At 66.0% G+C, this 15759-nt stretch carries 14 protein-coding genes; 9 read left to right on the top strand and 5 right to left on the bottom strand.

All coding sequences use genetic code 11. From position 1 onward, the window contains the following. Positions 1–28: 28 nt before the first annotated feature. From CAG29_RS04435 to CAG29_RS04445, 3 genes are all read left to right on the top strand, one after another. Positions 29–1021, top strand: a complete 993-nt coding sequence (locus CAG29_RS04435) for an NAD(P)-dependent oxidoreductase (RefSeq protein WP_085580313.1) — start codon at positions 29–31, stop codon at positions 1019–1021. Between the two features lie 110 nt (positions 1022–1131). Continuing rightward, entirely contained in the window at positions 1132–2010 is an 879-nt protein-coding gene (locus tag CAG29_RS04440) for an ATPase (RefSeq protein WP_170930263.1), read from the top strand. Positions 2011–2146: 136 nt separating this feature from the next. Next, a complete protein-coding gene (locus tag CAG29_RS04445; protein ID WP_085580315.1) occupies positions 2147–2992 on the top strand; it encodes a cache domain-containing protein in 846 nt (281 codons plus the stop codon). Positions 2993–3127: 135 nt separating this feature from the next. Here CAG29_RS04445 and CAG29_RS04450 read toward each other — a convergent pair whose 3' ends face one another. Both CAG29_RS04450 and pobA read right to left on the bottom strand, forming a co-directional pair. Further along, positions 3128–4645 carry an MDR family MFS transporter gene (locus tag CAG29_RS04450; RefSeq protein WP_085580317.1) on the bottom strand — a complete coding sequence of 506 codons (1518 nt, stop codon included), beginning with the start codon at positions 4643–4645 and terminating at the stop codon, positions 3128–3130. 79 nt (positions 4646–4724) lie between these two features. Then, the gene (gene pobA / locus CAG29_RS04455) at positions 4725–5918 is read right to left on the bottom strand and encodes a 4-hydroxybenzoate 3-monooxygenase (RefSeq protein ID WP_085580319.1); all 1194 of its coding nucleotides are present in this window, start codon (positions 5916–5918) and stop codon (positions 4725–4727) included. A 178-nt stretch (positions 5919–6096) separates the two neighbouring features. On the opposite strand from pobA, the gene CAG29_RS04460 reads away from it, so the two are divergent. After that, entirely contained in the window at positions 6097–6981 is an 885-nt protein-coding gene (locus CAG29_RS04460) for a helix-turn-helix domain-containing protein (protein WP_085580321.1), read from the top strand. 106 nt (positions 6982–7087) lie between these two features. On the opposite strand, the gene CAG29_RS28435 is transcribed toward CAG29_RS04460, so the two are convergent. Both CAG29_RS28435 and CAG29_RS04465 read right to left on the bottom strand, forming a co-directional pair. Next, entirely contained in the window at positions 7088–7264 is a 177-nt protein-coding gene (locus CAG29_RS28435; RefSeq protein ID WP_167360513.1) for a hypothetical protein, read from the bottom strand. Between the two features lie 149 nt (positions 7265–7413). Further along, positions 7414–8319, bottom strand: coding sequence for a LysR family transcriptional regulator (locus CAG29_RS04465; RefSeq protein WP_085629491.1), 906 nt, complete (start codon positions 8317–8319; stop codon positions 7414–7416). A 114-nt stretch (positions 8320–8433) separates the two neighbouring features. Here CAG29_RS04465 and CAG29_RS04470 point away from each other — a divergent pair, with 114 nt between their 5' ends. Continuing rightward, a complete protein-coding gene (locus CAG29_RS04470; RefSeq protein WP_085693902.1) occupies positions 8434–9312 on the top strand; it encodes an MBL fold metallo-hydrolase in 879 nt (292 codons plus the stop codon). Positions 9313–9358: 46 nt separating this feature from the next. Beyond that, positions 9359–9973, top strand: a complete 615-nt coding sequence (locus tag CAG29_RS04475; RefSeq protein WP_085636566.1) for an NAD(P)-dependent oxidoreductase — start codon at positions 9359–9361, stop codon at positions 9971–9973. A gap of 249 nt (positions 9974–10222) precedes the next feature. Here the strand turns inward: CAG29_RS04475 and CAG29_RS04480 are convergent, their stop codons facing one another. After that, positions 10223–11104 (bottom strand): LysR substrate-binding domain-containing protein, encoded by an 882-nt coding sequence (locus CAG29_RS04480; RefSeq protein WP_085580330.1) that lies wholly within the window; start codon positions 11102–11104, stop codon positions 10223–10225. A gap of 144 nt (positions 11105–11248) precedes the next feature. Here CAG29_RS04480 and CAG29_RS04485 point away from each other — a divergent pair, with 144 nt between their 5' ends. The 3 genes from CAG29_RS04485 (at position 11249) to CAG29_RS04495 (ending at position 15662) form a co-directional block, all read left to right on the top strand. Continuing rightward, positions 11249–12886, top strand: a complete 1638-nt coding sequence (locus tag CAG29_RS04485) for a 5-guanidino-2-oxopentanoate decarboxylase (RefSeq protein ID WP_085580333.1) — start codon at positions 11249–11251, stop codon at positions 12884–12886. A gap of 8 nt (positions 12887–12894) precedes the next feature. Continuing rightward, positions 12895–14343, top strand: a complete 1449-nt coding sequence (locus CAG29_RS04490; RefSeq protein WP_170930367.1) for an aldehyde dehydrogenase family protein — start codon at positions 12895–12897, stop codon at positions 14341–14343. A gap of 215 nt (positions 14344–14558) precedes the next feature. Beyond that, positions 14559–15662, top strand: a complete 1104-nt coding sequence (locus CAG29_RS04495) for an ABC transporter substrate-binding protein (protein WP_085580338.1) — start codon at positions 14559–14561, stop codon at positions 15660–15662. Positions 15663–15759 lie beyond the last annotated feature (97 nt).

Genomic DNA, 15759 nt, shown 5'->3' on the forward strand with positions numbered 1-15759 from the left:
GGCAAAACGAAAGACAGCGGAGCTCTACATGAAAATTCTGGTCACCGGCGCAAGCGGCTTCATCGGCGGGCGCTTTGCGCGGTTCGCCCTGGAGCAGGGCCTGGACGTGCGGGTCAACGGCCGCCGGGCCGAAGGCGTCGAGCATCTGGTGCGCCGGGGCGCCGAATTCGTCCAGGGCGACCTGAACGATCCTGAACTGGTGCGCGAACTGTGCGCCGACGTCGAAGCCGTGGTGCATTGCGCAGGCTCTGTCGGACTGTGGGGGCGCTACCAGGATTTCCACCAGGGCAACGTGCAGGTCACCGAAAACGTGGTCGAGGCCTGTCTCAAGCAGCGGGTGCGGCGCCTGGTGCACCTGTCCTCGCCCTCGATCTATTTCGACGGGCGCGACCATCTCGGGCTGACCGAAGAGCAAGTGCCCAAGCGCTTGCGGCACCCCTATGCCGCGACCAAGTTCCTGGCCGAGCAGAAAGTGTTCGGCGCCCAGGAATTCGGCCTCGAAACCATCGCCCTGCGCCCGCGCTTCGTGACCGGCGCCGGCGACATGAGCATCTTTCCACGTCTGTTGAACATGCAGCGCAAGGGCCGCCTGGCGATCATCGGCAACGGCCTGAACAAGGTCGACTTCACCAGCGTGCAGAACCTCAACGAAGCCCTGCTCAGCAGCCTGCTGGCCGCCGGCTCCGCGCTGGGCAAGGCCTACAACATCAGCAACGGCACGCCCGTGCCGCTGTGGGACGTGGTCAATTACGTGATGCGCAAGATGGAAGTCCCGCAGGTCACCAAGTACCGTTCCTACGGCCTGGCCTACAGCGTGGCGGCGCTCAACGAGGGCGTCTGCAAGCTGTGGCCGGGGCGCCCGGAGCCCACGCTGTCGCGCCTGGGCATGCAGGTGATGAACAAAAATTTCACCCTCGACATCAGCCGCGCCCGGCATTATCTGGACTACGATCCGAAAGTCAGCCTGTGGACCGCCCTCGATGAGTTCTGCACCTGGTGGAAGGCCCAGGACATCCGCTGACGTCACGGGCGGCACTGAACCGCGCTGCGGGTTGAGGGTCAATCCCTGCGGCTGCGGGGGTTATACTGCGCAGCAATCTGCTATTACCGCGTTTCACAAAGGTTGCCTCAATGTCCATGCGTAACGATGTCCACGACGACGATTTCGACGATGTGCCGAGCCTGCGCGCCGACACCCTCGATGACGACGACTTTCCGGCCACCGCCCGCACCTCCGTGCATTCGCGCTCGCCGCAGGCGGTCAAGGTCAAGGCCGCCAGCACCGGCCCGCTGTGGGCGCTGGTCGGCGCGCTGTTTTTCGCTTTCATCGGCCTGGCCTGGTGGAGCTTCCAGCAGATTTCGCTGATGGAGCAGCAACTGGTGGCCACCCAGGAAAGCTTCGCCCGCATCAGCGAGGAAGCGGCGGGACGCCTGCAGGACATTTCCGGCAAGGTCGTCGCCAGCCAGACTAACGTCACCACCGACAGCGAAGCCCTGAAGCTGCAGATCAAGCAACTTGAAAACCGGCTGCAGGATCAGGGCCGTCAGCAGCAGGGCGTGGCCGGCCAGGCCACGGACCTGGACAAGCGCCTGGCGCAGATCAGCGCCCAGGCAACCGAGCAGCAGAACGCCAATGCCCAATTGCAGGCCCAGGTCAAAGCCTTGGGCAGCGAGTTGGCCGCAGTCAAGAGCGCACCGGCCGACACCGGCAGGGTCGATGCCCAGCTAAAAGGCCTCGATGCCCAGATCAAGGGGTTCGACGCCCAGTTCAAGAGCCTCGGCGCCGACATCACGGCCCTGAAGAAGCAGGGCAACCCGAGCGCGGCCATCGACCGTCTGGAGCAGGATATCGTCGTGCTCAAGAGCCAGCAGGACAACCGTCCGGCCGGCGGGCAGGGTGGCGGCAACACCGCCGAGTTCGACGCCTTCCGCGGGCAGATGACCCGCAACCTCAACACCCTTCAGGCGCAGATCCAGAACCTGCAGCAGCAGATCAACGCCCGGCCCTGACAGGCGCTTCTTTGTGGCGAGGGAGGTCGTTCCCTCGCCACAAGCGTCCCGCAACATCCAGAACGATTGTGAATGTCCGTGCATGGGCCCAACCCGTCTACGCTCTTGAAACACCAACAAGAACGGGGGACGCGTCATGGGGATACTGCACAGGCTGGCCTGGTTCGGCGCGGTGCTGCTGTTGGGCGTCGGTCAGGCCGGCGCCGCCGCGCCGAAGGATGACGGCCAGGCTGCGAAGGCCTTGCTGGAAAAGGCCCTGGCCTATTACCACGACCACGGGGACAAGGCGTTTGCGGCCTTCAGCCGTCAAGGCGAGTTCGTCGACAAGGACCGTTACGTGTTCGTGGTCGACACCCAGGGCGTGATGCTCGCCAGCGGCGGTCCGTCGTCGGCGCTGATCGGCCGGGACGTGTCCGAAGTGCTGGGCCCGGATCTGCAGAAGGCCTTCAAGGACGCTTTGAAAGTACCGGAGGCCAACGGCATCCAGCAGGCCGAGTACCGCTGGCAGAACTGGAGCGACGGCAAGGTCGAGCGCAAGCATGTGTTCTATCAGCGCATCGGCCAAAGGATCCTGGCGGTCGGCTATTACCTGCCCAGGGCTTCGGCGCAGCAAGCCCAGGCCCTGCTCGACAAGGCCGCCACGGACCTTGCGCAGAACGAGAAAGGCACGCTGACGGCGATCAATTCGCTCAAGGGCGGCTACCTGCAGGATGACCTGTACGTGTTCGTGGTCAACCTGGACAACCGACGCTATGTCGCCCACGGCACCAACCTGCGGTTGATCAACACCGACTTCGCCAAGGTCAAGGATCCGGAAGGCAAACCGGTGGGCGAACCGATCCTGGCCCTGATCGGCAAGCAGGACGAAGGCGAATACGAATACCGCTGGAAGAACCCGGTGACCGGCAAGGTCGAGGACAAGCACGCTTACCTTAAGAAGGTCGGGCCGTATCTGGTGGCGGTGGGTTACTACAGCCCTTGAGCGGGTGGCCGCGGCGCCCCCACTGACGCTATCGCCAGCAGACTGGCTCCCTCAGGGATCGGCGGCGCCGAGGAATCTGTGGGAGCTAGCCTGCTGGCGATGACGTCAGTCAAGTCACCGCAGGTCAGGCGGATCTCAGCGGGCGCCATGCTCACGCCCGCGCAGCAACCGGTTGGGCATGGCCAGCGCCGCCGCCAGCCCCAGCAGCGAAACCCCGGCGCTGACCGTCAGCAAGTGCCGGAACGTCACCAGCAGTTCGGCCCGCAGCGCATCCTGGGCGGCGCCCGGCGCTGCGTTCAGGCCGTCGAGCAGCGCATTGCCGGACTGCCCTTCGCCGATCAGCGAACCGCCGGCCAGGTGAGCGAAGCTGGAGTCCTGCAGCAGCGCCAGCAGCAACGCCGACATCAGCGCCACCCCCACCGCGCCGCCCAGGGAACGGAACAGGTTGGTGGTGCTGGTGGCGACGCCGATGTCCTTTTGCTCCACCGAGTTCTGCGTGCCCACCAGCGAGGTCGGGAACTGCATGCCGCCGGCGATGCCGCTGAGCAGCATGAACAGGCCGCTCAGCAGGGCGTCGGCCGGCGGGGTGAAGGCCATGCCGAGGATGGAGACCGGCATCAGCAGGGCGCCGGCCAGGATCTGCGGCTTGTAGCGCCCGGTCACCGAGGTGCGGCGGCCGGCGAAGTACGCACCGACGGGCAGCCCCATGGCCAGCGGCAGCAGGTGCAGCGCCGCGCTGTCGGCGCCGGCGCCGGTGACGCTCTGAAAGCGCAGCGGCATCAGCACGATCAGGGAAATCGCCTGGAAGCTGCAGAAGAAGATCGTGCACCAGCACAACAGGGCGCTGCGGTTGGCGAACAGGTGCATCGGCAGCAGGGGCTCACGGGCGCGGCGCTCATGCCAAGCGAACACCGCCAGCACCGCCACGGCGCCGGCGAACAGGCCGAGGACTTCGCGGCTGTGCCACAGGTGCCCCTGGCCGACCTGGGTGATGGCCAGCAGCAGGGCGGTCAGGCCGACGATCATCAGCAGCGTGCCCAGGTAATCGATGACCGGTTTGCGCTGCGGCACCGGCAGCCCCCGCAGGTTGCGTCGGGCCACCCACCAGGCGCCGAGCCCCAGCGGCAGGTTGATCAGGAACACCCAGCGCCATGACAGGTATTCGGTCATGTAGCCGCCGAGCACGGGGCCGGCCACGCTGGCCACCGCGTACATGCTGCTGAAGTAGCCCTGATAGCGCCCGCGCTCCCGGGGCGGCACGATGTCGCCGATGATCGCTTGGCTTACCGAGATCATCCCGCCGGCGCCGATGCCTTGGAAGATCCGCGCCAGCACCAGTTGCTCCATGCTCTGGGCCATGGCGCAGAACAGCGAGGCCAGGGTGAACAGGCCCATGCCGAACAGCATCAGTTTGCGTCGCCCGTACAGGTCGCCGAGCTTGCCGTAGATCGGCACGGCCACGGTCATCGCCACCATGTAGCCGGAGATCACCCAGGCGAGCAGGCTCACGTCCTTGAACTGCGCGGAGATGGCCGGCATCGACACGGCGACGATGGTCTGGTCCAGCGCGCCGAGGAAGATCGCCATCATCAGCGCGACCAGCACGCTGCGGATGGCAGGTTTAGGCGTTTCGGGATGATTGAGGTTGGTCACGGGCGAAACCTGCGGGCAGTGAGGATCCCGCAGGCCGTGAAGCGAGCGGGGATGCTCGCCAGTGTAAGTCGGTAGGAAGCTATTCGATAGCCTCATAAGGAAGTCCGACGTAATTTTCTGCAATGGTTTTTCGGCCCGCTTCCGAGCTGACGAAGTAGTCCAGTTCCGACGCGCTGATGCGCTGGCTGAACGCATCGTGTTCGTCGAAGCGGTGCAGCATCGAGGTCATCCACCAAGAGAAACGCTCAGCCTTCCAGACCCGGCGCAGGCAGATGGCCGAGTATTTCTCCAGCAGGTCGGTGCGCTGCTCGCGGTAGACCTTCAGCAAAATGTCGAACAGGGTGCTGACGTCGCTGGCCGCCAGGTTCAGGCCCTTGGCCCCGGTCGGCGGCACGATGTGCGCGGCGTCGCCGACCAGGAACATCCGGCCGTACTGCATCGGTTCGACCACGAAGCTGCGCAGCGGCGCGATGCTTTTCTCCAGGGACGGGCCGGTCACCAGCTTCTGCGCAAGCGCCTGGGGCAGCCGGGTTTTCAGTTCCTCCCAGAAGCGTCGGTCCGACCAGTCCTCGACGCGTTCTTCGGCCGGCACCTGCAGGTAATAGCGGGTGCGGGTGGCCGAGCGCATGCTGCACAGGGCGAAGCCGCGTTCGTGGCGGGCGTAGATCAGTTCGTCGTGCACTGGCGGGGTGTCGGCCAGGATCCCCAGCCAGCCGAACGGGTAGACCCGCTCGAAGACCTTCAGGCATTCGGCGGGAATCGACTGCCGGGCTACGCCATGGTAGCCGTCGCAACCGGCGATGTAATCGCAGTCGACGCGCCAGGTTTCGCCGTCCTTTTCGAAGGTCACGAAAGGCGTGTCGCTTTTCATGCCGCCGGGAGCGACATGGGCGGCCCCGTAGATCGTCTGGCCGCCGGTCTCCCGACGAGCGGCCATGAGGTCGCGGGTGACCTCGGTCTGGCCGTAGACCGTCACGGTCTTGCCGCCGGTCAGGGCCTTCAGGTCGATGTGCACGCGGCGTCCGTCCAGGGCCAGTTCGAAGCCGTCGTGCACCAGGCCTTCGGCGTCCATCCGCTGGCCCACCCCGGCCCGGCGCAACAGCTCTGCCATGCCTTGTTCAAGCACGCCGGCGCGGATTCGGCCGAGCACGTAATCGGGTGTCTGGCGTTCGAGGATCAGGGTGTCGATGCCGGCGTTGTGCAGCAACTGGCCGAGCAGCAGACCGGAGGGGCCGGCGCCGATGATGGCGACCTGGGTTTTGCGCGTCTTCATTGTTTTTGTCGCTCGCAAGCTTCACGCGGCCTGGGCCGGTGAGTGATTTTTATGGTTCGGGCGCTTGCATTTTTCCCTTGCGGGTCTGTCAATTGAAGGTGAAAACTGAGCCGATGCCTGTACATTCTGCCAATCGGTGCGATTATCGCCCGCAACCTTCGAGGCCTGGATTGAAGTGATGAACAAGCCTGACCTGCCTTCGATTCCGGTGTTCAAGCTCTACGGTGAAAGCCTGGACTGGCCGACCCCCGACTTGCTGCACTGCGAAACCATTTCCAAACGCAGCCGCGAACACCAATGGGAAATCAAACCCCACCGCCACGCCGATCTGTGCCAGTTGCTCTTCGTATTCAAAGGTCAGGCAGAGCTTGAAATCGAAGGTCAGCGCACGCAACTCAACGAAGCCGCGATCCAGATCCTGCCGCCCCTGTCGGTGCACGGCTTTCGCTTTTCCGAGGACGTCGAAGGGTTCGTCGTCACGTTGGCCAAACCGCTGATCAACCATTTGCAGGCGCAACTGGGCAACTCGGTGCAGGCCCTGGCCCAGGCCGACAGCTACCCGGCTGGGCAGGACGCGGACTACCTCAACAGCCTGTTCGCCGCGTTGCAGGCCGAATACAACGGCCATGAGCCGGCGCGGGAAATGCTCATGCATTCGCTCGCCAGTGTGATCATGGTCTGGGTCAGCCGTCAGGCGATCCGGCGCCACACCGCCACGCAACGTCCGCAACGCCAGCGCGAATACCTCAACGGGTTCATTCAGTTGGTGGAGGAGACGTACCGCCAGCACGTCAAGGTCGAAGACCTGGCCCATCGCCTGGGCATTTCGGTGTCGCACCTCAACGGCACCTGCCGCGAGCTGGCGGGGCAGCCGGCGCTGCAGATCATGCACGAGCGGCAATTGCTGGAGGCCAAGCGCCTGCTGACCTACACCAGCATGACCATCTATGAGATGTCCGACTTGTTGGGGTTTTCCGACCCGACCAACTTCACGCGCCTGTTCCGGCGTCGGGTGGGGATTTCGCCGAAGGCTTTCCGCGACCGCCTGAAGTCCGAACCGTAAACCTGTGCAGGAGCCAGCCTGCTGGCGATAGCGACCTGTCAGCCGACATCGACGGCGGCTCAGTCAGCAATCGCTAGCAGGCTGGCTCCTACAAAGGGAGTCGGGCTCAGCGCAGCGCGTTGAGGGTGGCGTTGTGCGGAATGCAGCGCTCGAAGTTGCAGCTGGCGTAGTCCCGGGGCAGTTGCCGCAACTGCTCCACCCGCCAGGCCGCGGTGCCGTACAGCGCCAGCGTGGCCGCACAGGTGATGAAAATCGCGAGGTATCTTCGTGTCCTGGTGTTCATGGCGGTGACCTCTGAACGAATACCGGGGGGTACTGTTTTCAGCATAGGTCAGCGGTGGTGAGTTGCCACTGCGTTGGAAACGCCGCTGTCTGCGGCGCCTGGACGGACGCCATCGCCAGCAGGCTGGCTCCCGCAAGGACGGGCGGGGGTTACAGGCCTTCGTCCCAGGCGGGGTTCTCGGGAAAGCGCTGCACCAGGAAGTCCAGCATGCAGCGCAGCGCCGCCGGCATGTGCTTGCGCGAGGCGTAGACCGCGTAAATGTTCATCCGCCGCGGTTCGGCGTGGGGCAGCAGGCGCACCAGTTCGCCGCTGTGGATGTGCACCCCGGCCTGATAGGTCGGCAGCATCGCCACCCCGGCGCCGGCCAGGGTCGCCCGCAGCAGGGTGCTGGCCTCGTTGGCGCTGATGTTGCCCTGCACCGGCACCGACACCGGTTCGCCGTCCTCCTCGAAATGCCACAGGCTTTTGCCGAAGTAGGAATGGGTCAGGCAGTTGTGCCGACTCAGTTCTTCCACCCGCTGCGGCCGCGGCCGGTCGTGCAGGTACGACGGCGCGGCGCAGACCACCGAACGGCACACGGTCAGGCGCCGGGCGATCAGGTTCGGATCGAGGTCGTTGCTGGTGCGGATCGCCAGGTCGATGCGTTCGTCCACCAGGTTCACCGTGCGGTCGAGCATCTGCAGGTCGATGTTCACGCCCGGATAGCGCTTGACGAACGCCGCCATGGCATCGGCCAGCTGCGCCTGGCCGAACGAGGTGCTGACGCTGATGCGCAGCAGCCCGCGCGGGGCGTCGTCGGGCTCGCTGACGGCGGCCTGCATGTCGCTGGACAGTTCGAGCATCTGCCGGCAGCGCGGCAGGATTTCGTTGCCGGCGGCGGTCAGGCTCAACTTGCGTGTGGTGCGGTGCATCAGGCGTGCGCCGACCCAGTCCTCCAGTTCCGCCAGATACCGCGACACCACCGGCCGCGACAGCTCCAGGTGATCGGCCGCCGCCGACTGGCTGCCCAGATCCACCACCGTGACAAACACCCGCATTGCTTGGAGACGATCCATGATTTGCCCGCTTTCAGAAACAAACTATGTTCAAGCATCGCATTTTTTGTACCGACTCTGGCAACTAAGCTCTCTCCCATCGCCAAGCCTGGCATTTGAACAGCGGAGCAACCGATGATCGGCTTCACCACCCTCAAGCGTGTCCTACTCGCCACCGCCACCCTCGGCTTCGCCGCGCACGCCGCCGCAGCCAACCTGAGCCTCGACGTCTACAACCCCGGCACCCACGCCATTTTCCCGGTGACCTCGGTGCTGGTCAGCGGCGAGAAGGACGCGATCCTGGTCGATGCCCAGTTCGGCAAGTCCCAGGCCGAGCAAGTGGTGGAAAAGATCCGCGCCAGCGGCAAGCACCTGACCGCCATCTACATCAGCCACGGTGACCCGGACTACTACTTCGGCCTCGACACCCTGACCAAGGCCTTCCCGGACGCCAAGGTGCTGGCCTCGCAGCCGACCGTCGATCACATCAAGCAGACCGTGGACGGCAAGCTCGCGTTCTGGGGCCCGAAAATGGGCGACGATGTGCCGGCCAAGACCATCGTGCCGGGTGTGCTTGAAGGCGACAGCCTGATCCTCGAAGGGCAGAAGCTGCAAGTGGTTGGCCTGGAAGGCAAGCAGCCGGACCGCAGCTTCGTGTGGATCCCGTCGCTCAAGGCCGTGGTCGGCGGCGTGGTGGTGGCCGAGAACATCCATGTGTGGATGGCCGACACCCAGACCGCGCAATCCCACGCCGACTGGCTGGAGACCCTGCACTCGATCGAGACCCTGAAGCCGAAGACCGTGGTGCCGGGCCATTACCTGGGCGACAGCGGCCGCTCGCTGGCCTCGGTGCGGTTCACCGCCGACTACATCAAGGCCTTCGACGAAGAGACCGCCAAGGCCAAGGACTCCGCCGCCCTGATCGCCGCGATGAAGAAGCGCTACCCGAAACTGGGCGAGGAAAGCTCCCTGGAGCTGAGCGCCAAGGTCGCCAAGGGCGAAATGAAGTGGTGAGCCGTTCCTGAACTTAGCAACACTCTCAAGCCAACTGGAGAATGTCATGAGCAAGATCGCAATCATCGGAGCCACCGGCCGGGCCGGCAGCCAATTGCTGGAAGAGGCGCTGCGCCGCGGCCACAGCGTCACCGCCATCGCCCGGGACACGTCGAAGATCGGCGCCCGTGCCGGCGTGACGGCCAAGTCCCTCGACGTGCTGGACGCCGCTGCGCTGCAAGCGGCGGTGGCCGGCCACGACGCGGTGATCAGCGCCGCGCATTTCGCCACCGTGCCGGCCGCTGCCGTGACCGGTCCGGTCAAGCGGGCCGGAGTCAAGCGTCTGCTGGTGGTGGGCGGCGCCGGTTCGCTGCTGCTGCCGGACGGCACCCGGGTGATCGACAGCGCGGGTTTCCCGGCCGAGTACAAGGCCGAGGCCAGCGCCGGTGCCGCGTTCCTCGAAGCGTTGCGTCAGGAGAAAGAACTGGACTGGACGTTCCTGTCGCCGTCCGCGGAGTTCGTCGAAGGCGAGCGCAGCGGCACGTTTCGGGTGGGCAAGGACGATCTGCTGGTCAGCGCCGAAGGCCGCAGCTGGATCACCTTCGCCGACTACGCCATCGCCCTGATCGACGAGGTGCAGACACCGAAGCATTCGCGCCAGCGTTTCACCGTCGGCTACTGATCCACCCCGCGTTGTGGGAGCCACTGTCCGGCTCCCGCTTCTGCGGTGCATTCACTTTCGCCATCGCCAGCAGGCTGGCTCCCACAGGGGCCGGCGGGGAGCCCGCTCGCGAAGGTGTCAGTTCAGAATGCTCATGTTCCTCCGCCATCGCCGGCAACGGGTTCCCACAGGCTTCTCGGCGCCGCCGATCCTTGTGGGAGCCAGCCTGCTGGCGATGACGTCAGTGAAGACGCCGCAAAACCCAGTGGTTCAGCGGGTATGCGCCTGCTCCACCAGCCACACCATCAATTCCCGCAGCTTCGCCGACGGCTCTGGCCTGTCCGGCGCCACCACGTAGTAGCCAAGCCCTGTCTTGACCTTCAGATCGAACGGCGTCACCAGCCGTCCGGCGTTCAGGTCATCGCCGATCAACGACCAGTCACCGATCGCCACACCCGTGCCGTGGGAGGCCATCGACATGGCCTGGTCCAGCGTCTCGAAGTGCTGACCGCTGCCGATGTTGTTCAGCCGCAGGTCGGCGGCCTTCAGCCAGAGCGTCCAGTCCTGGTCGTCATGGGTGGGGTGCAGCAGCAAGTGTTGTTGCAGATCGGCCGGAGAGTTCAGGCCCGGTGCGCCCTTGAGCAGCACCGGCGAGCAGACCGGCGTCAGCTGTTCGTCGAACATGTGCAGCGCGGCCGGCAGATCGTGGGGCGCGGTGCCGTAGATCACCGCCGCGTCGAACTGTTCACGCTGGAAGTCCACCCCGTGCTGGAGCGAGGCGGTCAGCTTCACCGGCGCGTCCGGGCGTTCGCGCTGCCACTGCATCAGGCGCGGCAACAGCCAGCGCATCACGCAGCTCGGTGCCTTGAGTTGCAGGGTCTCGCGCTTGGCGCCGATCTGCTCCACCGAATCGCCGATCAGGTCGAACACCTGCTGCACCTTCGGCAGCCATTCGCGGCCTTCGGCGGTCAGTTCCAGCCCCCGGGCCAGGCGGATGAACAGCTCATAGCCCAAATGATCCTCGAGCCCTGCGATCTGTCGGCTCACCGCGCCCTGGGTGATGTGCAACTGCTCGGCGGCCCGGGTGAAGTTGCAGCACTGCGCGGTGACCAGAAACGTGTGCAGGGCGGGCAGGGGAGGCAGTCGTTTCATGTGGATCCAAGGTATGACGTGAGGACATGGCTAGTATGAGCTTTTATCGATTGTTGCGGCTATGGGGCGCCCGTTTCAATGAGGCCATTCCCGGACTCCCGCAAAAGGAGGCCGGAGTCTCAATCGAACAAGAAGGGCATAACCATGGCGACATGCGGCGAAGTACTGGTCAAGTTACTCGAGGATTACGGAGTCGAGCAGGTGTTCGGCATCCCGGGGGTGCACACCGTGGAGCTGTATCGCGGGCTGGCCCGTTCGAGCATCAACCACGTCACCCCGCGCCATGAGCAGGGCGCCGGCTTCATGGCCGACGGCTATGCCCGCACCAGCGGCAAGCCGGGCGTGTGCTTCATCATCACCGGTCCCGGCATGACCAACATCACCACCGCCATGGGCCAGGCCTACGCCGACTCGATCCCGATGCTGGTGATCTCCAGCGTGCAGTCGCGCAGCCAATTGGGCGGCGGCCGCGGCAAGCTCCACGAACTGCCGAACCAGAGCGCGCTGGTCGGCGGTGTGGCGGCGTTCTCCCACACCTTGATGTCCGCCGCGGAACTGCCGGCGGTGCTGGCCCGGGCGTTCGCGCTGTTCCAGGCCGGGCGTCCGCGTCCGGTGCACATCGAGATCCCGCTGGACGTGCTGGTGGAAGACGCCGATGACCTGCTCGCCAGCGTGCCGGTGCACATCGACCGCGCCGGTGCCGCACCGTCTGCCGTGAACCGCATGGCCGAACTGTTGGCGGGTGCAGAGCGTCCGCTGATCCTCGCCGGCGGCGGCGCCATCGACGCGGCCGCCGAACTCACCGAACTGGCCGAACGGCTGGACGCGCCGGTGGCGCTGACCATCAACGCCAAAGGCATGTTGCCGTCGGGCCATCCGCTGCTGATCGGTTCGACCCAGAGCCTGGTCGCCACCCGTGCGCTGGTGGCCGATGCCGATGTGGTGCTGGCCATCGGCACCGAGCTGGCGGAAACCGACTACGACGTCACCTTCGCCGGCGGCTTCGAGATTCCCGGCCAACTGCTGCGCGTCGACATCGACCCGGACCAGACCGTGCGCAACTACCCGCCGCACGTGGCGCTGGTGGCCGACTCACGCAACGCGGCCCAGGCGCTGCTCAGCGCGATGGCCCATCACCCCCTGGCCGAGCGCCGCAACGATTGGGGCCAGGTGCGCGCCGCCCGCCTGCGCGAGGAACTGGCCGCCGGCTGGGACGCGCCGGCCCTGGCCCAGACCCGCTTCCTGGAAACCGTTCTGCACGAGTTGCCGCAAGCGGTGTTCGTCGGTGACTCCACGCAACCGGTGTACACCGGCAACCTCACCTTCAACCCCGACCATCCGCGCCGCTGGTTCAACGCCTCCACCGGCTACGGCACCCTCGGCTACGCCTTGCCGGCGGCCATCGGCGCCTGGCTGGGCGGCCGCCTGGAGCAAGGCGCGCGCCCGCCGGTGGTGTGCCTGATCGGCGACGGCGGCCTGCAGTTCACCCTGCCGGAACTGGCCAGCGCCGTGGAGGCGCGGGTGCCGGTGATCGTCCTGTTGTGGAACAACCAGGGCTACGAAGAGATCAAGCGCTACATGGTCAACCGCGCCATCGAACCGGTGGGCGTGGACATCTACACCCCGGACTTCATCGGCGTGGCCCAGGCCCTGGGCTGTGCGGCCCACTCGGCCGGCTCCGTCGAGCAACTGCGCGGCGCGCTGCGGGCGGCCACGGACCGTCAGGGCCCGACCCTGATCGAAATCGACCAGACACAATGGATGAAGGCGGTGGCGCAATGAGTTCGGCCCTGAATTTCCCGACGACCCTCGACGGTCTCTACATCAATGGCCAATGGTCGTCCGGCGGCGAACACCTGCGGGTGATCAACCCGGCCACCGAAGCGCTGCTGACCACGGTCAACGGCGGCGACGAGCGCGCGGTCGACCGGGCGGTGGCGGCAGCGGCCGAAGCCTTCAAGGCCTGGTCGAAGACCACCGGCGCCGAGCGTGCGGCGATCCTGCGCAACATCGCCAACGGCGTGCGCAACGGCCGCGAACACCTGATGAAGCTGCAGTCGAGCAACAACGGCAAGCCGCTGTTCGAGGCGGTCATTGACGTCGATGACGTGATCGCGACGTTCGAGTACTACGCCGGGCTGGCCGGCAGCCTGGACGCCAAGAACGACGCGGAGGTGCCGCTGCCCAGCGACGACTTCAGCGCCCGCGTGCGCCGCGAGCCCTGCGGTGTGGTCGGGCTGATCGTGCCGTGGAACTTCCCGATGGTCACCACCGCGTGGAAGCTCGCCCCGGCCCTGGCCGCCGGCTGCTGCGTGGTGCTCAAGCCGTCGGAGGTCACGCCGCTGGCGGAGCTGGAGCTGGCAGCGATCATCGCCGAGTCCGGCCTGCCTGACGGCGTGTTCAACCTGGTCTGCGGCACTGGGCTGGCGGTGGGGGCGCCGCTGGCGGCGGATCCGCGCATCGCCAAGGTGTCGTTCACCGGCAGCAACGCAGTGGGGGTGCAGGTGATGCAGCGCGCCGCCGAGACCGTGAAGGGCGTGAGCCTGGAGCTGGGCGGCAAATCCTCGCTGCTGGTGCTGGCCGACGCCGACCTCGACCTGGCGGTGGAACTGGCCTGCGGCGGTGCCTTCTTCAACGCCGGGCAAATGTGCTCGGCCACCAGCCGGGTGCTGGTCGCCGATGAGCTGGCCGACGAATTCCTCACGCGGCTCAAGGCCCGCGCCGAGAGGATCCGCGTGGCCGACCCGTTCGACCCAGACGTGGAGATGGGCGCGCTGGTCAACCAGGCGCAGTACCAGCGGGTGCTCGGCCACATCGACCGCGGCCTGAGCGCCGGGGCGAAGCTGGTTTGCGGCGGCAACCGTCCCGCCGACCTCGCCCGCGGCTACTTCTTGCAGCCGACGGTGTTCACCGAAGTGCCCCTGGACAGTGCGCTGTGGTGCGAGGAGATCTTCGGGCCGGTGGTGTGCGTGCGCAGTTTCGCCACCGAGGCCGAGGCGATCGCCCTGGCCAACGACAGCCGGTTCGGCCTGGTGGCCAGTGTGGTCACCCGTGACGCCGAAGCCGCGGACCGGGTCGCCGACGCCCTGCAGGCGGGGCTGGTGTGGCTGAACGCGCCGCAGGTGATCTTCCCGCAGACGGCGTGGGGCGGCTACAAGCAGAGCAGCCTGGGCCGTGAGCTGGGGCCGTGGGGACTGGCCGCGTTCCAGGAGATCAAGCACGTGGTGCGGGCGCTCTGAACGCCCGAAAAAAGTGAACGCATGCCTCGCAATGAGGCATGCGCCGGCGTCATGGCTCCAATGAGTTTTTATCGATGGTCAGCGCTTGCGCCCGACCTCAGGATGAATCCGCCGACCTCGCCCAAGCCCTTTGAAACCGGGGCTTTGGCGGTTCCGGACGGTCAGCGCAAGGGTTGCGGTCAATCTCATACTTACAAGAACAAAGGGAGTCCTTCATGGGCGAGCACGATCTGAACAGGCGTCAATTCATCAAGACCGTCGGCGTGGCCTCGGTGGCTGCGGCGGCGTTGAGCATGCCCTTCATCCGGGCGAGCGCCAGCGACACCCGTTTCGCCGGCAAGACCCTGCGCCTGCTGACCTGGTCGGATGACACCGGCCTGGCCGCGTTGCGCAACATCGCCGCGACCTTCGAGGCCAAGACCGGCGCCAAGGTGATCGCCGACCGCACCGGCAGCACCTCGGAAATGGTCGCCAAGCTCAAGGCCGGCGGCGACCGTCCGCAGTACGACATCATCACCCTGGCCGGCGTCGGCGCCGAAGGCCTGGCCGCCGCCGGGCTGCTGGAAAAGCCCGACCTGAACCGCATCCCCAACCTGATCGACGTGCCGGAAAAGTACCGCACCGGCGCCAACGGCCACGGCATCGGTTACCTGCTGTGGTGCAACAGCCTGGTCTACAGCACCCGCACCCAAAGCACGGCGCCGGACAGCTACGCCGCACTGTGGGACGCTGACCTGGCGCCGAACATCTTCCTGCCGCCGCCGAACTGGACCGAGGCGATGGACCTGATCATCATCGCCGCCAAACTGGCCGGCGGCGACGAGCACAACATCGAGCCGGGCTTCAAGAAACTGGCCGAGCTCAAGGACCGCGTGGTGACCCTGGGCGAGAACCCCAACCAGATCGCCGAACTGTTCCGCACCGGCTCCCTGGACATGGGCGGGCTCTACGCCCCGGCGTTCTTCCCCAAGCAGATCCGCGACGCGAACTACGGCCTGGGCGCCACGTTCGGCATGAAGGAAGGGTTCTACACCGACCTGATGCTGTCGGTGATGCCCAAGAACCGTCCCGGCGACACCGACCTGGCCTACGCCTTCATCGATCACTCCCTCGACCCGCTGGTGCAGGGCAAGATGGCCGAAGACATCTTCAACGGCCCGGTCAACGCCAAGGCGATCATCTCCGCCGAGGCGCGCAAGAGCCCGTACATCCTGACGCCGGAGCAGATCGCCGAGAAGGCGATCATGCACGACAACGCCTTCCTGGCCACCGTGCATGACCAGTGGATCCGTCGCTACACGGAAATCTTTTCTTCCTGAGCCGAACGCAACCTTCAGAACACCGCAACCCCCTGTGGGAGCTGGCTTGCCAGCGATAGCAATCTGTCAGTGAGTTCATTTCGACAGGTCGGCCGTC

Origin of the sequence: Pseudomonas sp. B7(2017), from assembly GCF_002112745.1 — a bacterium.
Classification (GTDB): domain Bacteria; phylum Pseudomonadota; class Gammaproteobacteria; order Pseudomonadales; family Pseudomonadaceae; genus Aquipseudomonas; species Aquipseudomonas ekonensis.